Source organism: Paenibacillus sp. FSL H7-0350 (assembly GCF_038593195.1).
In the GTDB taxonomy this organism is placed as follows: Bacteria; Bacillota; Bacilli; order Paenibacillales; family Paenibacillaceae; genus Paenibacillus_AQ.
Genome location: NZ_CP151972.1, coordinates 7,421,630 through 7,446,728, shown reverse-complemented (window position 1 = coordinate 7,446,728; position 25,099 = coordinate 7,421,630). Strand labels below are relative to the sequence as shown.

19 protein-coding genes are annotated in these 25,099 nt (G+C 51.4%); 3 read left to right on the top strand and 16 right to left on the bottom strand.

The genetic code is table 11. The annotated features are described in order from the left end of the window. Positions 1-68: 68 nt before the first annotated feature. Positions 69-920, top strand: a complete 852-nt coding sequence (locus NYE24_RS33200) for an AraC family transcriptional regulator (RefSeq protein WP_076157282.1) — start codon at positions 69-71, stop codon at positions 918-920. Here the strand turns inward: NYE24_RS33200 and NYE24_RS33195 are convergent. From NYE24_RS33195 to NYE24_RS33160, 8 genes are all read right to left on the bottom strand, one after another. Beyond that, positions 917-3,574 carry an FtsX-like permease family protein gene (locus NYE24_RS33195; RefSeq protein WP_342477684.1) on the bottom strand — a complete coding sequence of 886 codons (2,658 nt, stop codon included), beginning with the start codon at positions 3,572-3,574 and terminating at the stop codon, positions 917-919. The genes NYE24_RS33200 and NYE24_RS33195 overlap by 4 nt on opposite strands. After that, the gene (locus NYE24_RS33190; protein ID WP_036695216.1) at positions 3,567-4,256 is read right to left on the bottom strand and encodes an ABC transporter ATP-binding protein; all 690 of its coding nucleotides are present in this window, start codon (positions 4,254-4,256) and stop codon (positions 3,567-3,569) included. The genes NYE24_RS33195 and NYE24_RS33190 overlap by 8 nt, the downstream gene beginning before the upstream one ends. Before the next feature lie 109 nt (positions 4,257-4,365). Then, positions 4,366-5,610 (bottom strand): HAMP domain-containing sensor histidine kinase, encoded by a 1,245-nt coding sequence (locus tag NYE24_RS33185; RefSeq protein ID WP_036695217.1) that lies wholly within the window; start codon positions 5,608-5,610, stop codon positions 4,366-4,368. Positions 5,611-5,613: 3 nt separating this feature from the next. Then, entirely contained in the window at positions 5,614-6,309 is a 696-nt protein-coding gene (locus tag NYE24_RS33180; protein WP_342477683.1) for a response regulator transcription factor, read from the bottom strand. Between the two features lie 173 nt (positions 6,310-6,482). Continuing rightward, positions 6,483-8,279: a beta-glucuronidase gene (gene uidA, locus NYE24_RS33175; protein ID WP_076157296.1), complete on the bottom strand. Its 1,797-nt coding sequence runs from the start codon at positions 8,277-8,279 to the stop codon at positions 6,483-6,485. 36 nt (positions 8,280-8,315) lie between these two features. After that, entirely contained in the window at positions 8,316-9,665 is a 1,350-nt protein-coding gene (locus NYE24_RS33170) for a sugar ABC transporter substrate-binding protein (protein WP_051493512.1), read from the bottom strand. Between the two features lie 27 nt (positions 9,666-9,692). Then, a complete protein-coding gene (locus NYE24_RS33165; RefSeq protein ID WP_342477682.1) occupies positions 9,693-10,523 on the bottom strand; it encodes a carbohydrate ABC transporter permease in 831 nt (276 codons plus the stop codon). Between the two features lie 11 nt (positions 10,524-10,534). Beyond that, a complete protein-coding gene (locus tag NYE24_RS33160) occupies positions 10,535-11,479 on the bottom strand; it encodes a sugar ABC transporter permease (protein ID WP_342477681.1) in 945 nt (314 codons plus the stop codon). 190 nt (positions 11,480-11,669) lie between these two features. Here NYE24_RS33160 and NYE24_RS33155 point away from each other — a divergent pair, with 190 nt between their 5' ends. Next, positions 11,670-13,469: a histidine kinase gene (locus tag NYE24_RS33155; protein ID WP_342477680.1), complete on the top strand. Its 1,800-nt coding sequence runs from the start codon at positions 11,670-11,672 to the stop codon at positions 13,467-13,469. 74 nt (positions 13,470-13,543) lie between these two features. Then, on the top strand, positions 13,544-15,067 hold the full coding sequence (locus NYE24_RS33150; protein ID WP_342477679.1) for a helix-turn-helix domain-containing protein: 1,524 nt from the start codon (positions 13,544-13,546) through the stop codon (positions 15,065-15,067). A 35-nt stretch (positions 15,068-15,102) separates the two neighbouring features. Here the strand turns inward: NYE24_RS33150 and NYE24_RS33145 are convergent, their stop codons facing one another. The 8 genes from NYE24_RS33145 to NYE24_RS33110 all read right to left on the bottom strand — a co-directional run bounded on the left by NYE24_RS33145 (position 15,103) and on the right by NYE24_RS33110 (position 24,936). After that, the gene (locus NYE24_RS33145; protein WP_076157308.1) at positions 15,103-16,221 is read right to left on the bottom strand and encodes a GNAT family N-acetyltransferase; all 1,119 of its coding nucleotides are present in this window, start codon (positions 16,219-16,221) and stop codon (positions 15,103-15,105) included. Between the two features lie 80 nt (positions 16,222-16,301). Further along, the gene (locus tag NYE24_RS33140; RefSeq protein ID WP_342477678.1) at positions 16,302-17,603 is read right to left on the bottom strand and encodes an extracellular solute-binding protein; all 1,302 of its coding nucleotides are present in this window, start codon (positions 17,601-17,603) and stop codon (positions 16,302-16,304) included. 71 nt (positions 17,604-17,674) lie between these two features. Next, on the bottom strand, positions 17,675-18,505 hold the full coding sequence (locus NYE24_RS33135; protein ID WP_076157315.1) for a carbohydrate ABC transporter permease: 831 nt from the start codon (positions 18,503-18,505) through the stop codon (positions 17,675-17,677). An 11-nt stretch (positions 18,506-18,516) separates the two neighbouring features. Continuing rightward, positions 18,517-19,428, bottom strand: a complete 912-nt coding sequence (locus NYE24_RS33130; RefSeq protein WP_342477677.1) for a sugar ABC transporter permease — start codon at positions 19,426-19,428, stop codon at positions 18,517-18,519. A gap of 112 nt (positions 19,429-19,540) precedes the next feature. After that, positions 19,541-20,854, bottom strand: a complete 1,314-nt coding sequence (locus NYE24_RS33125; RefSeq protein WP_342477676.1) for a sugar ABC transporter substrate-binding protein — start codon at positions 20,852-20,854, stop codon at positions 19,541-19,543. Between the two features lie 413 nt (positions 20,855-21,267). Continuing rightward, positions 21,268-22,854 carry a response regulator gene (locus tag NYE24_RS33120; RefSeq protein WP_342477675.1) on the bottom strand — a complete coding sequence of 529 codons (1,587 nt, stop codon included), beginning with the start codon at positions 22,852-22,854 and terminating at the stop codon, positions 21,268-21,270. A gap of 2 nt (positions 22,855-22,856) precedes the next feature. Beyond that, entirely contained in the window at positions 22,857-24,677 is a 1,821-nt protein-coding gene (locus NYE24_RS33115; RefSeq protein ID WP_342477674.1) for a sensor histidine kinase, read from the bottom strand. A 22-nt stretch (positions 24,678-24,699) separates the two neighbouring features. Then, a complete protein-coding gene (locus NYE24_RS33110) occupies positions 24,700-24,936 on the bottom strand; it encodes a hypothetical protein (RefSeq protein WP_342477673.1) in 237 nt (78 codons plus the stop codon). Positions 24,937-25,099 lie beyond the last annotated feature (163 nt).

The window sequence follows — 25,099 nt, the reverse complement described above, 5'->3', positions numbered from 1 at the left end:
GTAATTCCAGAGAAGAATCATTGCGGGTTCCGCTGTTATTATTGCGCGAAATGATCCGGAGGTTACCCATGAACGAGCCCTTTGAGCTTCGCTATGACCCTATCCATAAAGATTACCTCTACCTGCACAGGACAACCACCTATAATATGGGAACCTTCTATCACCGCCATGAAGCGTATGAGCTGTACTTATTTCTGCGCGGCAACGTCAAGTTCTATATTGAGAACAGCTGCTACCACCTGCAGCGCGGAGATCTGCTTGTCCTGAATCCGGAAGAAATGCATCGTTCCTTCAGCCAGGATGAAGCGGAATATGAACGGATTACGATCAATCTCCAAAAATCTTATCTGCACCGCCTGTCTACTCCGGCTACCCCTCTATCCTGGTGCTTCGATTACCGCCCGAAGGGGAAGGGCAACATCGTTCGTCTGGAGGAAGCCGAGCTTCAGCAGATTCTCCGGTTGACCGGCGATCTGGAGCTGGTCCTCTCATCGGATGCGTATGGGGCAGATATCCTCGCCAACAGCATGCTTGCTCAAATATTGGTGCTGACCAACACCGTGTTTCATAGAACGAGCATCGTTCCTGCGGATATCATGCCGGAGCTGGTGCGCAGGACGATGGAGTATATTGATGCCCATCTGGGGCAGGCCATCACGCTTGAGCAGCTTAGCGGTATCTTTCATTTGAACAGCACCTATATCAGCCGCCAGTTCAAACAACACACAGGCCTGACGCTGCGTTCCTACATACTGGACCGTCGGATTTCGTTAGCCAAGGCTTACCTCCGCGACGGGCTTAGCCTTACCGAGGCCTGCTATCAATCCGGCTTCAGCGATTACGCTAATTTCATCCGCAGCTTCACCAAGGTAGCTGGAGTATCCCCGGGCAGATATGCCAAGCAAGGCACCTTCCTCTAATTCTCTCTCCGGAGGGCCTCCACGATATTCACTTTATTTAACTGATACATTGGCCAAATCGTTGCGAGAAGCGTTGTCAGTATAGCACCTGCAAAAGCAATACCGATACTGTACCACGGGATCGTCCAAGCTGTACTCACAGCACCCGCGAAGAGCATTTGAATGCTGTAGCTAAGAGCCGTACCTAAGGTGATTCCAACAACGGAGGCAAACAAACCGTAAAATATACTTTCTAGAACAATCATTTTCCTGACTTCTTTTTGGGTCATGCCAATGGCCTTAAGGACAGCAAACTCTTTCGTGCGAAGAATAAGATTCGTACTCACGGTATTTACAATGTTCAAGAATGCAATTAACACTATGACACCGATAAAACCGTAAAGGATGATGCTGAAAGTCACTGCGTCGTTTTTGGCCTCAGTGAGCTCCGCTACCCGATCCTGGTAGTTAAATCCCGCGTCTTTTTCAACTAATGCTTTAAGATAATCCGTAATGGCTTGATTCGGTTGATCAGGATCAGCAAGAATAAACATTCTTGAATATGCATCGTTACCTGTAATCTTGGAATATACTTTAGACGTTGTGAAGAATGTAACAACGTGACTCTCGGTATATCCATTTGATAACAAATCTTCGTCCACGATTCCAGCCACGGTTACTGTTTGATATTTGTGATGGCCTCCCTCAACAGTGCGGATATTAATATGATCCCCCACTTTAAATTGGGTTTGGTCGATAATCAGCTCCTGGCCTTTTTGTGTGGTCATGCTTATTTTTTGTTGAACGATAACGCCGTTCTCCTGGTTCATTGTCTCCTTGTCGATCGCCCCTGAGATCAGCTTGGAGCGCATAGCGTCTAATCCATTATCCCCAAAGGACATAAGGAAATTATTGTCTGTTCTATACCCGTCCCCTTCAGCAACAACGTATCGTTCTTTATTTAATTCATAATATTTCGGGTTAATCTTGTCCTTAGGGATAATAGCCGTCACTTGACTATTGTAAAATTTGTAAGCTTGTTGAACAGCCTCCACCTTAGCAATGTGCTGATACACTTTATCATCTATCCGCTTTGAAGGACCCTCATAGGAAAGTGAGTACGAATACTCAGCGCCTGAGACTCGTGTTGCTTGCTGTATGAAATTCACCAAACCGCTAAAGACAATAAAAATAATGATGCTGACAATCATGGAAAAGGCTGTAATCCGGAAACGTTTCTTGTTTCGGCGCAAGTTCCTGCTGGCGAATTGCCCTACGATACCAAACAAATTTGTAACGAACAGGGACTTCTTGACCGTTGTGATCCGATCGATCCTTGTGCTCCCCGAATTCTGTAGCGCTTCTAAAGGAGATACGCGAGCTGCTTGTTTGGCTGGTCCAATAGCGGACAGAAATACGCTCAGCAAGCCTAATAGACCCGCAGCGACTAGAATCGGTACGGAAATGACCATTCTCATATCATTCAAGAAACCTAATGCTAACAAGCTGATATTATAAAACAATACCCTCATAAACAGGGTGCCTGTGAGAATTCCGACGGGTATGCCGATCAAGCTGAGCAGAGCAGCTTCTTGCAAGACAATTTTGCGAATTTGAGCGGGTGTAGCACCAATACATCTCAGCATGCCGAATTGTGATATCCGTTCCAATATAGAGATATTGAACGTATTATAAATCACGGCAATGGTGCAGATCATAATAATCACAATGACAGCAGCAAATGCCAGAATTAAGCTGGTATTCACGCCTTGATAAATGCTTTTACCATATAATCTAAGCAATTCATTATTGTATTCGATCCGCACATTCTTAAAGAAGTTATCTTTATCCAGCTGCTTAGCGGCATCATAATCGACCTGACCCAGCTGTAAAGAGGACATCATAGCTTCTGTTTTCTCCTGGATGCCGTTCATAGATTTCATCTTGACATACATAAAATACTTTTTTTGATTCTCGATGTGTTTATAATCTTGGAATGTAATGGCAGGAAAGATATACCTCGAGCTCCATGTACTTGACCTCGTTGATTTCAAGAAGCCGACTACAGTATATTCCCGTTGAAATTGCCCCTGAAAAAGTTCGTCAAGATCCCAGCCAAAATCGCCAAGTCCGTTTATTTTTTTCACTTCACCCGTTGACTTCACTTTTCGGAGCCCAAGCTCTAATTTAACCTTGTCGCCCAGCTTTGGCTGCGCAGGAAAGTAATTCAGACTTGAGGAGGACAGGATAATTTCAGCCTTGTTCTCCGGCAATCTGCCTGAATCCAGCTGAACTTGAAGCATCTTCATTGCCTCCGCATCATATCCTTTAACATTCAAATACCGGTAAGGTGCAGCGTATGGATCTTCCTGCTTCACCTTCTCTTCAGTCTCTTTAATAACAGCATATCCTTCTCTGCTAACTATACCTGTACTCTCTACGGATGAATTATTTTTGATTTTCGGAACAGCTTCTCCCTTAATATCATTAATCGAGACATGGTAATCCCCGAAATCTTGCACGGTTTGTCTGATTAACTTGTCTCTATAGCTCATTCCAATGGTTCCAATGGATGTTAGGAGCGTAACCGACAAAATAATACCAAAGATCGTAAGTAAGGATCTTTTTTTCTGCCCCTTTAAATATTTCCCGGTAAGTCCAGTGTAACTATTCAATACGGCTCACCTCATTTGGCTGTTGAAGGACCCCGTCTTCGATTCTTACGATTCGATCTGCCATTTTAGCAATATTTAAATCATGTGTAATCATAATCAAGGTTTGATGATATTTTTTAACGGAGAATGTAAGCAGGTCCATGATTTCCTTACTGCTTTTACTATCCAGATTTCCTGTAGGCTCATCTGCTAAAATAATGGACGGTTTATTGATTAACGCACGGCCAATCGCCGTCCGTTGCTGTTGCCCGCCTGACAATTCAGAGGGAAGATGATGCTTCCGGTCAGTAAGCCCTAGTAATCCCATTAATTCCTGAACATATTTCTCATCTACCTTTTTATTCTCCAGCAGCAATGGTAACTTGATATTCTCCTCCGTAGATAGGACCGGGATCAAATTATAGGATTGAAAAATAAATCCTATTTTCCGTCTTCGGAATACAGCGAGTTCCTCTTCACTCTTGGTATAGAGATCCGTACCATCGATGATGACCTGTCCGCTGGACGGACGATCCACACCACCTAACTGGTGCATCAAGGTGCTTTTCCCTGATCCGCTAACCCCTACAATAGCGACAAATTCCCCTTGTTGAACAGAAAAATTAATATTTTTCAAAGCTTCAACTCTCGCTTCTGCATTTCCGTAGATTTTGCATAAATCTATAGTCTTTAGTATTTCCATCTTATTGCCGCCTCCTCAAGCTAATGCTTCACATTGTATATTGGTTATTATAAATCTCGAAGCTTACAATAAAGTGAAGGGGAAGCTTACATTATTGTAAGCTTCCCCTTCACTTATCTCCTTTATTAAACGAAATTCTGAATTCCGTTCCTATCCCTAGCTGACTGGAAACGGTAATCATACCGCCTTGCTCTTCTATAATGGACTTGGCTAACGGCAGGCCAATGCCAATACTTTGAGGTTTTGCCGTACTTTTCCCTCTATAAAAGCGTTCGAAAATATGAGGCAAATCTTCTGGGGCTATGCCTTCCCCCCGATCTTGAATGATAACTGTCCGGAACAATGAGCTGTCTTCTAATGTAATCGAAATTTCGCCTCCAAGCGGAGAGTGTTCCAGTGCATTTTTAATCAAATTGATAAAGGCTTCTCCCAGCCATTCTTCATCCGCCCGAACGGACATCTCTTCATTACCATGAATATCAATTTGCTGCATCCTTTGATCGGCTAACATTCGCAACGATTGTACGGCATGAACCATGATTGATTTCACTCGAATGTCTTCCTTGCGGAACATGATTGCTCCGGCTTCGACCCGTGCCAGCTTCAGCAAACTGATAATCAGCCATTCCATTCGCTCAAGCTGCTTCGTGCTCCGCTCTAGAAATTTCGATCTCATGTCCAGATTCATATGGGGATCATTCAGCATATTCTCATTAAAAACGATGAGGGATGCCAGCGGTGTTTTGAGCTGATGCGATATATCTGAGAGCAAATTACGAAGAAATGTTTTTTCATGTTGAAGCTGATTAAGACTGTTATGCAGCCTTTCAGCCATCGCATTGAAACTACGGCCTAAGGTGCCAAAGTCACCTTCAATGTTATCCGGGAGCGGCTCGTCCACATGTCGTTCCACCACTTGATCCGCTGCGAAGGAAATGGCTCGAATCTTAGCAAAAATGTTACGATACTCCCAAAGTATTAACAGCAGCACAGGGATGCCAAACAGCAATACTTGCGCTGAGGTTTTCATAGGTATAGCGGTACCTGAAAGTAAAGGCTGATCACCTATGGGCATATCTTCTTTGTAGGCATATTGAGCTAAGGTTTGTTTTCCCGCTGCAATCTCATTCTCCTTCGCCCCCTGAGTAATATAGTGAATCATACCATCCTCTAACTGTGGGTCTTGCTTCAACACATATCCAATCAGTGCGGCATTTTGATTAACCAAAGCCTTATGGATATGGTTGACTTGATCACTCATAAAAAAGAACATGAAAACCGCAAACAAAACTTGGAGCACGATGACTTTAACGGCGATGGACTTCCACTCTGGATTACGGAATAATTCAATCATGAGTTATCGTCCGATGACTTCTGCATTCCATTTATATCCAACCCCTCGAACAGTAATTATATATTTCGGTATTGCAGGATTATCTTCAATCTTCTCTCTTAATCTTCTAATATGAACCGAAAGGGTATTGTCATCAACGAATTCACCTGACATATCCCACAGGTGATTCAGAAGGCTGCTTCTGCTGCAAATTCTCTTAGGGTGTGTCATTAACATCAATACCAAGCGATACTCCATTCCTGTCAGCAACAGCTCTTGATTATGCTTAAGAACAGCTCTTTCAAAGACTCGAACTTCAATATCACCGGATCTCCATTCCTTTACCTCATCCTTAGACTTATGGTTGCGCCTCAATACAGCCTTCATTCTGGAGATCAGTTCTTTGGTTCGAATCGGTTTAGTCATATAATCATCTGCCCCCAAATCAAGACCGGCAACAACGTTGGCTTCCTCATCCAGAGCAGTCAAGAATATAATGGGAATCTGGGAGGTTGCCCGGATCTCTCTGCACAGGTCATACCCTGAACCGTCAGGCAGATTGACATCCAACAAGATTAAATCGACTGTATTTGTTTTTAATGCTCTTCTGGCTTCTTCCATACTAACTGCTGCAATAACTGTATATCCTTCACTTGTTATCGTATATTCAATACCGAATGCCAAGTTCTCATCATCTTCGACCAGTAAAATCCGATTCATTGTACACCTCATTTAGAGTAGAAGATTATTATGCCACCCTCTGCATTATAATATATCACTAAAATCATTCAACTCTGCATCAAAAGGCTTGCCGGTCTACTAGGAGGACATATAAAAAAGCAAGCCTCCCCTAACAGAAGGCTTGCAGGCTTGCTTGTACATGGCGGTTCAAATTACTTCTTATAGCCAAAATCCGGGATCTCCGTCCATCTCCGGCGCAGCTCGTGGGCTGCCGCCTTGGGCTTGCGGTCACGGGTGAAGATGCCCTTCTTGTTCCCTTGCACACGGATGATGCCCTGGCTGGTGGCAAAGTCGGCGAAATTCCATACCTGCTCGCCCACAAACTCACGGAACTCATCGAAGACTTCATGATTCGCCCGGTAGAACGCCACCTGATATTCTTCCGTGAACATGATCGGCTCCACATCATGGAGTCCGGCCACGGTATCGGTTCCGTATTCAGTCATCATCATTGGCTTGCCCGGGCACCGCTGGCTCCACGCTTCCAGCTCCTGCCGCAGCTTAACCTTCGCAGACTCCAGGTCTCCCCCGTCCACATACCAGCCGTAATACCGGTTGAAGGCAAGGACATCGATCAGCTCAGAGATTCTATCGTTAGCCGGTGAGGCTTCGATATGCGTCACCAGGGTCACCGGACGGTGCTGCGGATCTTCCTCCCGCAGCTGCTCGATCAGCGGTTTGAAGTATTCGTACGCTCCGTCCTCATAAGATGCCGGTTCGTTGGCTACATTCCACATCACCACACAGGCATGGTTCTTATCCCGGTTGATCAGCTCCCGGATCACCTGCTGGTGATGCCCGAAGGTCTGGACCTCTGCCCAGGTATCCTTCTTCGAACCCCCTGAGAACATCACGAGGAAATTAAGGTCCAGGCCTACTGCCGGGGTCTCATTGATCACGACGAAGCCTTCACGGTCGGCCAGCCGCATCACTTCCTCGGCATACGGATAATGCGCCGTACGGAAGGAGTTGGCCCCGGACCATTTCATCAGATTGAAATCCATAATGTTCGCCGCTTCATCCAGGCCCCGTCCATGGAACGGAGTATCCTCATGTCTGCCGTAGCCCTTGAAGTAGAAGGGCTCGCCATTAATCAGGAACTGCCCGTCCTTCACTTCTACCGTCCGCACACCGAACGGCAGCTCATAGACATCTACCAATTGCCCGGATTGCAGCAGTTCGATTCTCAGGATATACAAGTAAGCGTTCAACGGCTGCCATAGTCTAACAGAGGGAATATCCAGTGTACTGGACCGCTCCGTCCCTGAGCAGACCGTGTTCCCCTCTTCATCCTGTACCGTAACCCGGATATCGGCTTCGCCCGTAATGTCTACACTATACCGGACGATCCCCTGCTCACCCGCATAGTCAGTTACGACAGTGACATCTTGAACGAAGGTCTGCGGGGTGGAGTAGATTCTCACCGGCCGCTGGAGTCCGGCAAAGTTGAAGAAATCGAAGTTCGGCTGGTTCTTCACCTTGATCTTCCCGTCCGGCCCCTCGGTCTCCGTGTACAGGCCAACAGGTAATGTGGTGTAATCCACGACGTTATGAACAGCTACCGTCAACCGGTTCGTTCCCGGCCGGATATAGCCGTTAATCACGCCCTCGAAGGGCAGGAATCCGCCGGAATGCTCCATGACCAAGCTTCCGTTGATATATACCTTGGCCTTATGGGTGGCCGAGCCGAAGCGCAGCACCAGCCGCTCATTCAGGATGCTCGAAGGGAGCGTCAGCTCCCGCTCGTACCACACCCAGCCGACATGATTGCGAATCTCCGGGCTTACGCCCAGATCATTATAAGCCGAAGGCACCGCCATAGGGATTGTATCTGTCAGCTTGGAGGCCTGCCAGTTCTCCTCCCAGCCGGAGCCATCGTCCAGCTTGAAATTCCATATCCCGCCCAGATCGTACAGACTGCGGGTTTCCGTCATTATTGGATACAGCACGGTCAGCACTCCTATCTAATCTGTAATATCTGCTGCTTAGGATTTGGAATCGATAATCTTCTGTATTTTGGTCTGTGCGTGCTCGATAGTATCATCGATGCTTTGACCGGACAGCATCATTTTATCGAATTCCTCCAGCAGCACCTTCTCCAGCTCAGCGTGATAAGGCACCGCTGTAGCTGCCGTAGTCGGTATAGTATTCTCCAGAACATAGAGCAGCGAAGCCTTGTCGATCATTTCCGGGGTTTTGCTGCCTGCGATAATCCGGTCCACCACATCTTTTAAGTCAGCTTTTTTCCAGGACGGAATATTCTTCCCTTGCAGCACAATCCCCTCGGTGGAGAACCAGCGGATGAAGGTGTAGGCTTCGTCTTTATGCTTGGACTTGCTGTAGATACTCAGGACATCCCCGCTCACGTTCGAGGACATCGGATCTTCGATCTTCATCTTCGGCAGCGGAGCGAACACGGTCTTGAAGCTGGCCGGAATCGTCTCTGTTCCGCCAGTCTCCGGGATCAGGAAGGAGCCGGTGACAAGCATACTGGTATCTTGGTTGAAATATTGCGGTCTGTAGTTCAGCTTCTGGCTGACCACTTCGGAATAAGGGGTAGCGGAGCCTTCCGTTTCTCCCCGAAGCCGCAGCTCAAGCGACTTGCGCATGAATGGATTGTCAATATTGGCGGTCTTGCCATCATCGGTAGTCAGATTCGCATTCACCGCCTGGCCGAAGGTCTGCGCCACATATCCATATTGAATCCAGCTGTGGAAGTAGGTCCCATACCGGGTCTTATCGCCCGTCTTCTTCGTCATCGCCTTGGCGTAATCCATGTACTGATCCCAGGTCCAATCCTTAGGCAGCTCAAGTCCAGCCTCTTTCAGATGTTCCTCGTTGATGATCACCAGACCCTGTGAGGACTTGCCGGGCAGTCCATAGACCTTGCCGTCAATGCTGGTATCCGCTGTATATTCATCCTTGAAATTAATGCCGTCCTTAGCCAGATAATCATCCAGCGGCTGGATCATGCCGAGCCCTGCCCGCTGGGACAGGAAGGTCATGTTACTGAACATGAGGATATCCAGATCGTCGCCGCCGGCCACCGCCAGGTCAAGCTTCTTATAATATTCGTTGGAGTTGTTATCCTCCGCAGAGGCGAATTCCACCTTGATATTCGGATGCTGCTTCTCGAACTCGGCAATCACGACATCCCAGTTGTCCATTTTTTTGGCATACCAGTTACTCAGCTTAATGGTCACCGCTTGTTCTGCACCTGCTCCGGCACCCGTTGCCGCCGGCTCCTTCTCTGCTTTGCCGGCGCCTCCGCACCCGGATACCAGCAGGGATAACAGCGGTACAGCGATGAATAGATTGCGTTTTACTTTTGACATGATTTGACCCCCTGTAATGTAATTAGTCTAGCCTTTGACACTGCCCATCGCAACTCCCTCAATCACCTGCTTCTGGCCGATCATGAAAATAATTAACAACGGCAGAATGGCCGATACAGCGCCTGCCATCATCAACGAGTAGAACTCGCCGCTGAAATCAGCGAATTTCCTGATGCCCAGCTGCAGGGTAAACAATGAATCGGAACGAAGGAAGATCAGCGGATTCTGGTAATCATTCCAGGTCCAGATAAAGCGGAGAATCATATAGGTAGCAAGGGCTGGCTGCACCAGTGGCATGGCAATCCGCATGAAGATCGTCCAGTGGCCCGCTGCATCAATCCGCGCCGATTCAATAATTTCATCATGGATTCCCAGGAAGAACTGTCTCAGCAGGAAGGTTCCAAGCACCCCGGAGGCGGCAAGCAGCACCAGCCCGAAATGGCTGTCGAACAGTCCAAGCCAGCGGTACATCATGAACTGCGGAACCAGAATGGCCTGCGTTGGAATCATGAAGGTGGCCAGGACAACCAGGAAGAGAATATCCCGCCCTTTGAAAATGATTTTGGAGAAGCCGTAAGCCGCCATAGCGGAGATTATCAGCGACAGTGCTGTAGACATCAGGGTAACCTTCGTCGTGTTCCAGTAGTAGAGTGTGAACGGCACGACTCCCGCCCATACCTGCTTATAGTTCTCCACCGCATTCCATTTCGCCGGAATCCACTCTATCGGATATTTCATGACATCCAGCTCGGGCTTGAAGGAAGCGGAGAGCATCCATAAGAATGGCATAATGAACAGAATTCCCGCAACCGCCATGAAGACGGTGACAATAACACGGTTAAGCTTGATCGATCGCATGTGTATACCTCCTAGTAGTTGACCCATTTCTTTTGTCCGACCCATTGAAACAAGGTCACCAGCAGGATGAGGATCAGCAGAATAATGCCCATCGCCGAAGCATAGCCCGACTCCAGATTCACGAACGCCACCTCGTATAGATAGTAAACAATAACTGAGGTTGAGCCTGCCGGACCGCCGCCGGTTAACACCATAATCAGATCGAAGACCTTGAAGGACCCGACAACTCCTGTGATAAGCAGGAAGAAGGACGTAGGCGACAGCATCGGCAGTGTAATTCTGAAGAATTGTCTGAGCGGTGAGGCCCCGTCCACATCGGCGGCTTCATACAGATCCCGTGAGATATTCTGCAGGCCTGCCAGATAGATTACCATATTGAAGCCGAGTGAAGTCCACACCATAATAATCATGACCGAGATCAGGGCGTACTTGGGATCAGCCAGCCACATGGGCGGATGCTCGAACCCTATAGATCTGAGGAAGCCGTTGATCGGCCCGTTGTTCGGGTGATAGAGCACTCTCCAGAGCAGGGCAATCGCCACGAAGCTTGAGATGAAGGGCATGAAGTAGATCACTTTGAAAAAGGTTTTGAAATACGTTGCCTTGTTGATCAGCACCGCCAGTATCAGCGCCAGGAACATCGCGACCGGAACGACGCCGATCATGATCAGGTTGTTGTAGAGCGAGCGGTGAAAGGACTCGTCCTGCACCAGCCGGGTGTAGTTATCCAGACCGACAAACCCGAACCCGTCCAGCCCGGATACAAAGTTCCAGTTCGAGAAGCTGATCACACCGGATAGGAGAATCGGAATAATTACCAGCGTTACGGTCAGAATGAGCATGGGGGCAATGAATAAATACCCTGCAATATTGTCGTAAAAGGATTGCTTGCGCATCTTGCTTATCCCGGGGCTGCCGGACCGTTTTGCCGTCCCCTCTTCAGTAATAACCTCCACTTTATCCACCTCTTTTTATGTTTGTAGCTTTATTATAGAAGCGCAAATTTTATAGCACATGCAACGAATTTATCTGTGGCGAAAACTTTGTATAGCATTATTTTTTCTAAATTGAAAAAATTATTGGATGAGCCGAACCGCAGAATCAAGTACCATAAGTCTGTGAAGGTCTACTACTGGAGGGATATTAATGAAAGATAAGCACAGGCTCAGTCAGCTCTCCTTCCGGCAAAAGCTAATCCTTACCTCCATCGCCTGCCTGGTCATTCCGGCACTGGGGATGCTCTATATTACCAATGTCTATTCCAAGCTGATTATCCGGGAACATTCCCTGGAGAAATCCACGCAGTCCCTGAGAATTGTCCAGTCGCAGATTGATGTGATCTTCGAAGAGATGGTGTCGGTGTCGAACTTCGTCCATTTCGATCCGGAGATCAAGACCCTGCTGGAGGATGCCAAGACCAATCCCGTAGCTGCGCGGACCCTGACCAGCCGCCTGGAGCAGGTGGCCGGAGACACGATTGATCTGCGGATCACCCTGCTGGACAAGGAAGGACATGCCTATTCCGATTATTCCTTCTATGATTATGATCCCCGGCAATTTCTGAAGCGGCGCTGGTTCTCTATCCTGGAGCAGCTCCCGCCGTATGACACCTTATTTATGGGAGCAGAGGACAATTATCTGACCTCCCTGAAGGCTGAGCAGCCGCATATCTTCATGACAGCGCGTGCCTTAAGAGAAGAAACGACTACCGCCCCCTACGCTTACCTGATTGTCAGCCGCAGCGAGGCTTCGATCCGTGAGCGGTTTGCTTCACTGGAAGAGGATGTGTATCTGCTGGATGAAGAGGAGAACATTCTGTCGAACAGGAACCAGGAGCTGATAGGCACTAGCTTTGACAATCTGCTGCCAGTAGAAGAGCTGGCCTTCCCTGACATCGTCAAGTTCAAGGGGGAGAACCAGCTCCTCCTCTCGCTGCCGCTGAAATATGCCAAGTGGAGGTTGATCAGTGTCGCTCCCTATGAGCAGCTGACGGAGCGGTTGAACGGGATGAACCGGACCGGCCTGATTATTCAGACAGTATTTGCGGTCAGCTTCTTGTTCGCGCTTACTGTTCTGCTGCGGAGATTCACCAAGCCCGTGCTTGTCCTGGGCAAGGCGGCGCGCCGGGTCGAGGACGGAGATCTCATGGTGCGCTCGGGTATCCGGGGAACCGATGAGATTGGCAGCCTCGGGCACTCCTTCGATAACATGCTGGACCGGGTGCAGCTGATGCTCAGGCAGGTGGAGACGGAGCAGGAATTGAAGCGCCAGGCGGAGATTGCGATGCTGCAGGCCCAGATTAACCCGCATTTTCTATTCAACGTGCTTAGCTCGATCCGGTTGAAGCTGCTAATGAAACAGGATGAGGAGAATGCTGCAATTGTCGGCTCCCTCTCCGCGATGCTGCGGGCCAGCTTTTCCAGCCGGGAGGAATTCGTCTCCATTGCCAGTGAGCTTGATTTCACCAAGCAGTATATGGAGTTAATGCGGTTCACGATGAGATATCCTACGGAATATGAGGTGCATGTGGACAAAGAGCTGCTGCTGGAGACGGTGCCAAGGTTCATCCTGCAGCCTATTATTGAGAATGCTTACAAACACGGGTTCCTGCTGGGCGGAGGACGGGTGGTGATCACCATCGGACTCGTTCAGTCCAGACTGACCATTCACATCGAGGACAACGGCACGGGCATGGAGGAGCATACGCTCGCCGCCCTGCTTCAGCACATCAGGCAGAAGGATGCGGAGATAGGCGCCTTGAGTGCTGACGGGACGCCCGTGGCAGAGTCCGCTCACGGCATCGGGTTAATCAACGTCTACCAGCGGCTCAAGCTAATCTACGGGGAGCGCTTCGAGATGAACATTGAGAGCATTCACGGGCAGCGCACCGCCGTACAGTTAATCATGCCCGTGAAGCGGATAGGAGCAGATATTCATGACCTATAAAGTAGTACTAGCAGACGATCATTATCCTGTCCTGGAGTATTTAAGCGCTGCGATTCCCTGGGACACCCTCGGCCTTGAATTGTCGGCTTGCTGCTCGGACGGCAGACAGGCCTTGGGAAGCCTGCCAGCTGCATCAGCCGGATATTCTCCTTACGGATATCGGCATGCCGGCGATGAATGGACTGGAATTAATCCAGAAGGCGCGGGAGATGAACCCTCAGCTGCAGACGATTATCCTGTTCTGCCACGGGGAATTCGAATACGCCCAGCAGGCTGTGAAGCTGAATGTAGCCGAATATATATTGAAGGAGAGCCTGCAGATCGATCAGGTGATTGCTGTATTGACGGAGGCGGTGACCCGGCTGGAGGTGAAATTGAAATCCCGTAACCACTATCTCCAGATGGAGAAGCTGGTCAGCCAGAACCACGCCGCCATCCGGACCAGGTTCATCCGCATGTTCGTGGAGCAGCCGGTCTGGGATGAAGCCGAGTGGTTCGGACAAGCCGAAGCGATGGGCATCAGCCTGCACCAAGGCACCCCGTATCTGCCCGTACTGGCCGTCCCGGAGCGCTCCTATGAGCTGGAACGGCGGTTCGGCGGAGTGGTGAACCTGCAGTTCGTGATGGATAATGTCCTGCAGGAATTCCTGGAGATTGACGGCATTATCCAGTTCGCGCTGACGGAACGGCAGTTCATCCTGTTCATTCCTTTGCCGCATATCCTCGTCCGCAATCTTTATGAGGAGTTCCGTGATAAATTCCGGCATGTCCAGAGAATGGCGAAGCTGCATTTGCGGATGGGGATTTCCTTCTTTTACGGGGAGGCTACTCCAAGTCTGATCGACATCAAGAAGCAGATTCAGGCGCTGCTGGATTCCCATGCTCTCCGCTTCTATACTGCCGAGGGAGCGATTATGAAGTATGCGCCTGTCCAGACCAGCGGCGAGGACCTGTTCGTGCATTATTCGGAGATTCTCCAGCAGCTGAGGGACTGCATTCAGCAGGAGGACAGCTTGCAGATTGCGGCCAAGGTCAGGGAGATCAAGCAGTATATCGGGGACCGGAAATATCCGGTGGAGAGTGTGAAGAGCTGGCTGCTCAAGATGGTGATGGAGCTGGAATTGAAATATGTAGTCATGCAGAACTTCGTCAACAACTTCAACAGTGAGCGGCTTCAGCGCTCGATCCAGGAGTTCGAGACGCTGGAGCAGCTCATGGAATGGCTGGAGGAATTCCTGAAGGATAAGATACTCATGTTAAGCTCCATGTGGAAGCAGAATGTGCGCAAAGAGGTAGCCGAAGCCAAACGTTATGTAATGAATCATATCAGCGAGAAGGTTGGAATGGAGGAGATGGCGAAGCGCCTGGGTCTGAACCCCACCCATTTCAGCCGGTTATTCCGTCTGGAGACCGGACTGACCTTCATTGAGTATGTAACGAGGGTGAAAATGGAACAGGCCCGCGATCTCCTGAATCAGACGAACCTGACCATTGTGGAGATCGCGGAGCAGCTGGGCTATGACAACGTCAGCTACTTCATCAAGCTGTTCCGTAACTTCTCCGGCATCACTCCGGCGGAATTCCGCAAGTCACTGTAGGGGGAAACGGGTCGGGATTATCACAGAGCGATGGCTCAGTATTTATCAATCTTGTACCAGAACAGGGGGAGCGGGAACCAGCCTGCGGGTGCAGGTACGGCCATATAACGGCTGTGCTGCGTAAGCAGCAGCGCCTGGGCCTGCTGCCGGTCAAGAATCACGGCATCCGGCCGGGCTGACCGCTCAACTGTAACCCCCTCCGCGTCCACCCGCGCCGTCACCGGCTGTCCGTCCATCACTGCTGAGAATTCCCCCCAGGCAATGCCTGTGGTCTTGAACTTCAGCGTAAGGTACGCCTTCAGGACGTTAGCGAAATCCAGAATATGATACATATCCGAATTCTCGATTACGAAGTCTTCGGCAATGCTGCCAAGCACCGTATTCAGCGGAAGATCATATTCCGGCGTATCTACAGTTATCCTTTCCACCCCGCTATACTCCCGGTAAGCCTTGAGAGTCCGTGCAATATCGCCAGGCTGCTCCACCGCGAATTCAGATACTTCATCACCTGCTTCGTTGACAACCAGATACCCGATCAGCTTATCCTGATCCAGAACGCCTAAGGCATTCTGATGAAGTGAGCTGAATATAAGCGGCAATTGCTCCATCTCACGTTCTACATAAGCCAGCCGCGAGGTGTTCATGCTGTACGCAAATTCTGCTCCGCCTTCAATCTTGAATAACGGGCTGAAGGTGATTCCAGCCGCGTCCACTTCCCTCCAGCCATGACGCACATTGGCCTCTCCAATGGAATACTTGAACTTCACACCGCCCAGCGTAAAGCCGAAATATTCGTAACGCTGGCGCTGTCCGTATAGGACAACCATATCACATGTACCCCGAAGTTCTTCCAGCCACAGGTTCATCAGCGCCTTCATATGCCCTTCGCCGCGAGCCCGCGGATGAACCGAGACGGTACCCAAATAACCGGTTCGCAGGGTATGATCACATATTGTCACAAACTCTGGAAAAACGGCCACCTGTGCGCGCAGCCTGCCCGCCTCATCCACCGCCACCTTATGCAGCGCTGAAGTATCCAGCCCTTTGTCGTACGCCTTAGGCATCAATGTCTCAAAATCCAGGCGGAATGCATAATTGGCCAAATCTATGTACGCCTCGCGCTCATGCGGAGCTGCTGTTCTATAGTTAACCATGGGTCCAATCCTTCCAGTCTATATATTTAATTGCGTTATTGATTGTATTCTGCGAAGCATACCCGATATCCTCCTGCCGGTCACCTGGCGGCCTGCCGCCTCGCAGCGGCTTCATCAATCGCCCGCTGGATGCCAGCTAGAGCAGTCTCCAGCGGCTGTCCGGCCAAATATTGATTGACCCCCTCCAGAATCTTCACCTGGAGTGATTCGGTCGATACCGTATGCGGCCAATAGAGCGTTGCATCCTCGCGCGTCACCGCAGCGGCAATGGACGAGACCGAATCGCTCCGGTCCGTCGGCGCTGAGATGACGGATGGCACAGCCAGAGCGCCTGCGGCCAGCTTCTCCTGCGTGTCCCTGCCGTTCATGAACGCCACGAACTGCTTGGCCTCCTCGGGATGCTCCGTCCGGGAGCTGATCACCCGGTACGTGCCGACATTGATGTTCGGCACCGTCCGCACACTGCCCGGCACCATCATGAAGCGGATATCCTGCGCCGGATTCCGCTCCTTGATGCTGGGAATATCCCAGGTTCCGGTAATGATCATAGCTGCCCGGCCTGTGCCCACCAAATCCTTCGCCTGCTCATGCTTCAGACTCTTCCAGTTCGGCGGCACCAGCTTCTGGTCAATAATCTCCCGGTGCTTCTTGATCGCATCGACAAACACCGGATCACTGATTGTGACCTCCCCGCTCTCCAGCTTCTTTGTCCAGGCGGCATCCGCCCCGTTGTCCGACATGATTGAACCCCAGAAGAACTGGGCCGTAGACCATTCCGCATCCATCGCCACGGGGATCACCCCGGCCTCCTTCAGCTTCAGGCAGAGCGCAAGGAACTCGTCCCAGGTGCGAGGGACAGCCAGTCCCAGCTCATCGAACAGGGTCTTGTTGTAGAGCAGCCCGTCACTGTGCATGACTTCAGGAGCACCGTATACCCTGCCATTAATGGTGACCGGGAGCAGGGAATTGGGGTAGAACTCCTTAAGAAATTCAGCTCCCGTCAGGTCCAGGTACATATCGCTCCGCAAGGCGCGGAATTCCTCGAACAGGCTGGGCGACCACGTATCAAATACATCCACCCTCTCGCCGCCCAACAGCCTGATCTTGATTCCGGCTGTGTAATTGTTGTTCTGAATGAAGTCGGCTTCAATCTTAATCCCGGGATGCAGCCGTTCGAATTCGGCAATCGCATCGAAATACACCTTGCCCGCCTGGGCCGTATCCAGCAGATAGCTGGAGTACCGGAGGGTGACAGGTTCATCTTCACCGGGCAGCTGGCTGGACAGAAGGGAGGCGTCCGTGCGCTCCTGTGCATCACAGCCAGCCAGCGCGAAGAGCAGCATTGCAGCGGCGCACAGTCTTCCGATTCTTCTTGCCATCATGGGCTTCCCTCCCTCCTTCAGCCGTTCTCCCTCTATTCTGACGGATACCGCCGCTTCCCGTCAACGGGTCATCAGAGCTTGCCGCCTGAGGTGGCAATGCCTTCGATAAATTGCCGCTGGAACAAGATGTAGATGAGCAGCATTGGCCAAATCGCCAGCACGGAAGCCGCCATCAGCTCCGGATAGTCTACGGCAAAGGCGCTCTGAATCTTCGCCAGAGCCGAAGAGAGAGTCGCTGCATCCGAGCTGGTGTTGACGATCATTGGCCACATCAGATCTTTGAAAGAGAAGAGCGCAGTGAAGATGCCCAGCGCAACCAGCCCGGAGCGGACCAGCGGGAGCATGATTCTGGCGAAGGTCTGGCCGATGTTACAGCCATCGATCTTCGCCGCCTCCTCCAGCTCTTTCGGCAGCCCCATGAAGAACTGCCGCAGCAGGAACGTGCCGAAGGCGCTGACCAGCCCGGGGAACAGCAGAGCGAAGATCGTATTGCGCATCCCCAGCGCATCCACCATCAGATATTGCGGAATGATGAAGATTTGGGTCGGCACCATCATCTGGAACAGCACCAGACTGAAGCAGAAGTCACGCCCCGGAAATCTTAGTCTGGCAAAAGCATACGCTGCCATCGCGCTGAACATCACCGCGCACAGCACCCGCAGAGCCATCATCGCAAACGTATTCCAGTACAGCATCAAAAAGTTGTTCTGCCGCCACACCTCTATGTAATTCTCCCATCTCCAGGTCCTTGGAATGAATACGAAAGGATTCATGGAGGTCGATTCCGTCACTGTCTTGAATGAGGTGAGCAGCATCCAGGCGAAGGGCAGAATCATTGCGGCCGCTCCCAGGAGGAGCACAGTGTGGGACAGAATACGGTTATAACGCTTCGGATTATCCATGTTGTACCCTCCTACATGTAGTTGACCCATTTTTTCTGCGCGCGCATCTGAAAGAATGTAATGATCATAATCAGTGTGAGCAGCACCAGTACAACCGCCGAGCCATAGCCCTTGTTCGAGTATTTGAACGAATTATTATAGAACAGATACACCAGCGATACGGTATGATCATAAGCCGGGTTGGTCACATCAATCATCATGTAGATCACATCGAAGACCTGCATCGCCTGAATGACCGAGGTCACCACCACGAAGAATAGGGTTGGCGAGACCAGCGGCAGGGTGATCATGAAGAATTGCCGCACTCTGCTGGCCCCGTCAATATCAGACGCTTCATAAAAGTCCTTCGGGATCTCCTGCAGACCGGCGAGCAGCAGCACCATATTGTAGCCGATCACGCTCCAGATGCCGATAATGGCGATGGACATCAGCGCAAAACGCGGATCAGTCGTCCAATTGACAGTCGGAAGGCCCACTCTGGACAGTCCATAATTCATCAGGCCGTAATGCTGGTTGTACATCCACCGCCAGACCATGGTGACCGCTGCGGGCGCAGCGACCATCGGAATGAAGTAGATCGTACGGTACAGCGAGCGGCCGGCCAGCTTGCCGTTCAGCAGGACGGCCACCAGCATAGCGATAGCCACACTAGCAGGCACGACCAGCAGGGTATACAGCAGGGTATTGCCTACAGCATGCCACACCTGCGGATCATGAATCAGCTTGTTGTAATTGTCCCACCCGATGTAGATGTTGCCTTTGCCGAAATCCCCGCTCTTGAAGAAGCTCAGGTACGCGGTCTGGATAATCGGAATAAAATTCAGCACCAGCAGACCAAGCATGGTGGGTGCGATCAGCAGCCAGCCCCAGTACCATTCGTTCCGGGTAGCAGCTCCTATTCTTCTTTTCACGGGTTGATTCATGGACTCACCTCTCAAGCAGAAAAGGATTTGCAGTCCTTGTAGGGGACGCATCGTTATATTTCCAGTCAAACCCGCGGCCACCCTCAGGTCGCCGCGATCCTATGTCTCAAGCTTATTTCTCTTCCGCTAAGCTCTCATTCATCACCTTAGCCGCATTCTTCGCGGCTTCCTCTACCGGCACCTTGCCGGAGAATGCAGGCTTGAGTGCTTCGTACGCCTTGTCTTCCCAGACCGCCGTTGTATTGGAATATGGACGGATCACGCCATAGCTGACCATATCCACGAAGGCTTTGATGTTGAAGGTCTTGTTGGAATCCACCCACTTGTCGGCTGCGCCTGTGTATGCGGAGATCGCTACGCCAAGCTCTGCCTGCCGCTCCTGCCCTGCCTTGGAGCTCAGGTATTCAACGAACTTCCAAGCTTCTTCAGGATGCTTGGTCTTGGCATCAATGGCATTGCCGAGGCCGTTATAGATCGAGGCCTGCTTCTCCTTCTTCGGCAGCACCGCCACATCGAAATTCTTCGCCATATACTCATTCTCCGTGAAGCCGCTCAGGTTCCAGGAGCCGAACAGACCCATGGCCGCCTTACCGTTCTTCAGCAGATCGGCACGCTCGGCATCGCCGTAGACCTCAGGTGACAATCCTTCACGTACCAGGCCGATATAGAAATCAAGCGCTTCAATGGTCTTGGGATCATCGTAGCCTGATTTTTTGTCCGCTGTAATAATGGTTCCGCCGTTCTGATAGACGAAGTTGTAATACCCCTCCTGATTATGCAGTGGGGCAAGGAAGCCGTAGACCCCGTCCTTCGTAAGCGTCTTGGCGGCCTGCTTCAGATCATCCCAGGTCCAATTCTCATCCGGGTGCTGAATGCCTGCCTGATCGAACAGCGTCTTGTTATACCACAGCCCGATCGTGTCAAAATCCTTCGGTACCGCGTACTGCTTGCCGTTCAGATTGTAAATCTGGTTCAGGCCTTCTGGATAATTCTCGAGCTTCACATCGGCACTCTTGCTGATGCGGTCCGTAAGATCAAGCAGCATGCCGTTGCTGGCATAGCGGTAAATCTCGTTCGAGTGCATCCAGAAGACATCCGGCAGCGAGCCTCCAGTAGCCCCGGCCTCCAGCATCGTCCAGTAATCGGACCACCCCGTCACTTCGATGTTGACCTTAATGTCCGGGTTCTTGGCCTCGAATTCATCGGCGATGGTCCGCAGGCCCTTCTCCTGATTGGAATCCCAGATTGCATAGGTCAGCTGGGCCTTCTCTCCGCTTGCTTGCTGTGTAGCCGCCGCCTCTGCGGGCGCGCTTGCCGATGGTGCAGCCGCCTTGTTATTGCTGTTGCCGTTACCGTTGCCGCATGCGGTCATGGTAGCCGCTGTAAGCAGGATGGACAATACGGCCGCTAATCTTTTTTTCTTCACTAGAATTACCCCCAACTTCCATTTAGGATATGCTGCATCTGCTGCATCTCCAATAGTAGGCGAACCCCGCCGCTCCCGGAATGGCTGTTTTTTACGGAAACATTCCCTTTTTTGACCAATCCCCGGAAGCGGCAAAAAGTGCACCCGCAGCGGATGCACTTCTTTTACAGACTCTGTTCTTTTTTTGACAATTGCCACTATATAAATTGAACTAATGATTTTTTAGGTTTTAGGATTAGCCGTGACTCCAGAGAAGTTTTGGACTTCCGGCCGCTGCCCTTCTGCAGATTTCTTGATTTTATACCGTTTTTAACGGTTGAAATCCGCAGACAAAGGCGGTCGCTACCGCTCCTACAGTTCCAAAATTCCCCTCCGCCACTTTTCCTTTAACTTAAATTTTTAGTTCAATCTATCTAGCCCCGGTACTCCTCCGGACTCATGCCGTTCAGCTTCTTGAACAGCTTGCTGAAATATGCGGTGTTCGGATAGCCCACACGCTCGGCAACCTCATAGACCTTGATGTTCCTGTCCCTGAGCATGCTCTTGGCCTTCTCCATGCGCAGCCGGGTCAGGAAGCTGACGAAATTCTCGCCCGTCTCCTGCTTGAACACCCGGCTGAGATAGGAGGCATTCACGTTAATCTGCTCCGCCACCGACTGCAGCGAGATATCCTCTGCGTAGAGCTGCATCATCAGCTCACTCGCCTGCTCCGCATAGCTCCGGGAGGAATGGCCCTGCGACATCTGCGCTCTGCACTGCTCCAGATAACCGGTAATGAGTCCGTGCAGCCCCTCCAGACTCTCCTCCCCGAGGATGCTCTCGTACAGGGTCAGCCCGGCTTCGTTCGGCTCAGGCAGCGCCGGGAAGCAGGACTGAATCACTGCCAGCATCCTGATATAGACTAAGCGCGCCGCCTGCTTCGTGCAGCCTTCCTCCAGCAAGGACTCCTTCAAGCGGTTCAGGAAGGCTATCGCCTCCCCGCTGCCGCTCTCTGTATCCTGCCTGAATCTGCGCAGGGCAGACTTGTCGATGGTCATCCGTTCTCCGCTTCTCTGCCTGCTGCGGGCCTGATCGTAGAAGCACAGGCCGCTGCCATTCTCCAGGAACAGTGCATCCAGGGCCATGTCGGCCTCCTTGTATGCGCGCTTCAGCCTGTCGAAGCCGGAGGCCGGAGCGCTGACGCCGATCGACAGGGTCAGCTTCAGGAAATCCTTCATCGCCGCCTGGATCTTGGCGGCGGCGCGCTCGATCTCCGCGCGGACAATCCGCCCTTCCTCTCCGAGATCAAGCAGCAGCACATATTCCGCGGAATTCATAACGATGATCTCCTTCGCCCGCTTGCGGGGCAGGATCTCTTCCAGAATATTCGCCACCGAATAGCGCAGCAGCTTCTCGTCCTGCTCCACATACTTGCGCCGCAGCTGGTCGAACCGGTTGATCCGCAGCTTCATCAGCACCATCGGCCCGTCAGGCAGCCGGATGTGCAATGCTTCCCGCCGGGCGAGCACCTCTTCGGCTCCCTTGAAGCCGCTCAGCACTTCCTTGAACAGCGTCTCCTTCAAATGCTCGATGCTCTCCTTGTAGGAGCCGGGCGGCATTCCGGCGGAGCTGCCCACGGAGAGGCGGACGGCCCGCTTCTTGACCGTCTCCAGCACATGCACCAGCTGCTGCGGCTTCATATCGCTCTTGATCAGATAGTCCGCCGCCCCAAGCCGGAGCGCCTCCTGGGCATACTGGAATTCCTCCAGACAGCTAAGGATGACGAATTGCCCGCTGATGTCCAGCCGCCGGGCCTCCCGGATCAGCTCCAGGCCGTCCATCACCGGCATTTTGATATCCGTAATAATCAGATCCGGCCGGTGCGTCCCGGCCAGCTCCAGTGCTTCGCGCCCGTTAGCGGCCTCCCCCAGAATCGTGAAGCCTTCATCTTCCCATTGGATGATCGACTTCAGACCGATACGCATCAGCAGCTCGTCATCCACGATAATCACACCCAGCATACTCAATAGCCCTCCTTCCTGTCCCGAATGGGAATGGTGATTACGAATACCGCACCCTGTCCCGGGCTGCTCTCGAACGAAACCCCATACGGATCGCCGTATAACCGGCGTACCCTCTGATGCACATTGATCACGCCGATGCCGCCGCTGTCCTCTGCGCCGCCCAGCCTGCTGCGCAGCTTCGCTGATGCCTCAGCGCTCATGCCTGCGCCGTTGTCTTTTACCGTAATGGTAAGTTCAGTATTCCCGGCACGCCGGACCTCGATGGACAGCAGCCCGTCCTCCTGGTCGGCAATTCCGTGGAAGATTGCATTCTCGACCAGCGGCTGAATGCTCAGCTTCGGGATCTCCTGCTCCGCAAGCGTCCCCTCCACTTCAGAGTGGAATTCAATCCGGTTGAAATAACGCACCTTCTGAATGACGATATAATGGAGGATGTGCTCCAGTTCCTCACGGATCGGCACCAGCCGATTGTCCGTTTTGGCGGTATAGCGGAGCATGGAGATCAGCGCCCCGGTCATCTCTACAATTTTGTCCGACTGCTGCATGGTGGCGATCCACTTGACCGAATTCAATGTATTGTACAGGAAATGGGGGCTGATCTGCGCCTGCAAGGCCCGGATCTCGGCCTCGACCTTCTGCCCCTGCTCCACATAGATCCGCTCCACCAGCTGTTTGAGTTCAGCGGACATTTGCTCGAAGCGGCTGGCCATGACACCGATCTCATCATTCGAGCGGACCGCCGGCAGATTATCGAATTTCCCTTGCTCCACCAGCGTCATATTGCGGATCAGCTGCTTGATCGGGCGGGTGATCAGATTCGACATGTACACTGAGCTGGCCAGGGCGAACAGGAGTAGCACAACGGCAATCGTCCACAGGTTCTGCTTCAGGATGTCGCCTTCGACCGCCAGCTCTTCCACCGGCATGTACATATAAGTCTTCCATTTATGTTCCTCGAACGGCGATTGGATGAGAATATAGTTCTTCCCGGCTACGCAGACAATCTGCCTGCCTGAACCTGCGGCGAGTTCTTCCTCACGAACCGGAAAGAGTGTCCTGAACGGCTTGCCGATCAGGTTATAATTGTTATTGAATATAATCATGCCGCTGTCATCGGTAACGGTGAAGGCCGAACGGTTGCCTGCCTCCATCCGCTTGTTCAGCCGGTTGATGAAATCTATGTCTACACTTACCGCCATAACGCCTAGCAGCTTGCCGTTCTCCATATCGAAGATTTTACGCAGATTGTAGATCGTCCAGTTGTTGTCCGCCTTGGTCTGCCGGTCCAGCCGGGTCGGCAAATCGCGCGTAATATCGTCGGAACGCAGAAATTCGGTGAACCAGTCCTCCGCACGGGGGGTATAGGTATAATCGACAGGCTTGTTCGGGGCCACATAGAGGTCGCTGCCATTCACCAGATTATAGACATAGATAGAGATGGCGCGGTCCTTCATCGTGATGTAATTCATCAGCAGCTGTGTGGCCTGAAGTTCGTTCGTCACAGAGCTGTCGTGCAAGAAATTCTGCACCGGATAGTTCTCCTGGGATACAGCAGAGATGTAGCTGTTAATCCCGTAGCTGGCGATGAGGGAGATCTGCTTCGTGTCCTCCAGGAATTCCTCAATGCGGATATTCGACTGTCTCGTCACATCGGCCAGCAGGTCCGTATATTTACGTTCAAGCATCTGTTGGGAGGAGATATAGGAGTTCACGAACAGAATCACAACCGGAATCAGAATGGCCAGCAGAAAAAAGAACAACATCTTGTTCTTCACGCTCACAAAACGGCGGCTGGGCTTCAAGGTGAAGGGTACTTTCAAGTCATAACCTCCAGCGGCAGAGTTAGTGGAATACCTTTAATGATAGACTCCCGGCTGCTTTCCCGCCACCCTGCTCTGCATGTCTTTTTTTTACTCTTTTCGTTCCCTTTTTTACATGTGGGGGATTACGGAGGAAGGTCTGGAAGAATTCTGCAGATTCCACTTCTGCTTCCCCGGCTGCCCGCTCCAGGCGGTAACCCAGACACGTAAAGAAAGGAACAAAAACAGTAAAAAAGCTTGATTTTATAGTATGGGTCATTCCCTTAACATTCTCGGTGAAGCGAAGCAGCAATGACAGGGAGGTTGCGGTGCCTATGCGGAGATAGCGGAGCGAAGGTATAGAGAATTGTTGCATGTGCTAGAGATCACTACCGGCAAGCCGTACAGACGATCATCACCGGAAGCACATAAGGACATTAGGT

What these genes read in the sequence shown, in the direction of transcription:
- NYE24_RS33200 (WP_076157282.1), top strand. Translation starts at nt 69, where the DNA reads ATGAACGAGCCCTTTGAGCTTCGCTATGACCCTATCCATAAAGATTAC.
- NYE24_RS33190 (WP_036695216.1), bottom strand. Translation starts at nt 4,256, where the DNA reads ATGGAAATACTAAAGACTATAGATTTATGCAAAATCTACGGAAATGCA.
- NYE24_RS33185 (WP_036695217.1), bottom strand. Translation starts at nt 5,610, where the DNA reads ATGATTGAATTATTCCGTAATCCAGAGTGGAAGTCCATCGCCGTTAAA.
- NYE24_RS33180 (WP_342477683.1), bottom strand. Translation starts at nt 6,309, where the DNA reads ATGAATCGGATTTTACTGGTCGAAGATGATGAGAACTTGGCATTCGGT.
- NYE24_RS33170 (WP_051493512.1), bottom strand. Translation starts at nt 9,665, where the DNA reads ATGTCAAAAGTAAAACGCAATCTATTCATCGCTGTACCGCTGTTATCC.
- NYE24_RS33165 (WP_342477682.1), bottom strand. Translation starts at nt 10,523, where the DNA reads ATGCGATCGATCAAGCTTAACCGTGTTATTGTCACCGTCTTCATGGCG.
- NYE24_RS33155 (WP_342477680.1), top strand. Translation starts at nt 11,670, where the DNA reads ATGAAAGATAAGCACAGGCTCAGTCAGCTCTCCTTCCGGCAAAAGCTA.
- NYE24_RS33145 (WP_076157308.1), bottom strand. Translation starts at nt 16,221, where the DNA reads ATGGTTAACTATAGAACAGCAGCTCCGCATGAGCGCGAGGCGTACATA.
- NYE24_RS33140 (WP_342477678.1), bottom strand. Translation starts at nt 17,603, where the DNA reads ATGATGGCAAGAAGAATCGGAAGACTGTGCGCCGCTGCAATGCTGCTC.
- NYE24_RS33135 (WP_076157315.1), bottom strand. Translation starts at nt 18,505, where the DNA reads ATGGATAATCCGAAGCGTTATAACCGTATTCTGTCCCACACTGTGCTC.
- NYE24_RS33130 (WP_342477677.1), bottom strand. Translation starts at nt 19,428, where the DNA reads ATGAATCAACCCGTGAAAAGAAGAATAGGAGCTGCTACCCGGAACGAA.
- NYE24_RS33120 (WP_342477675.1), bottom strand. Translation starts at nt 22,854, where the DNA reads ATGCTGGGTGTGATTATCGTGGATGACGAGCTGCTGATGCGTATCGGT.
- NYE24_RS33110 (WP_342477673.1), bottom strand. Translation starts at nt 24,936, where the DNA reads ATGACCCATACTATAAAATCAAGCTTTTTTACTGTTTTTGTTCCTTTC.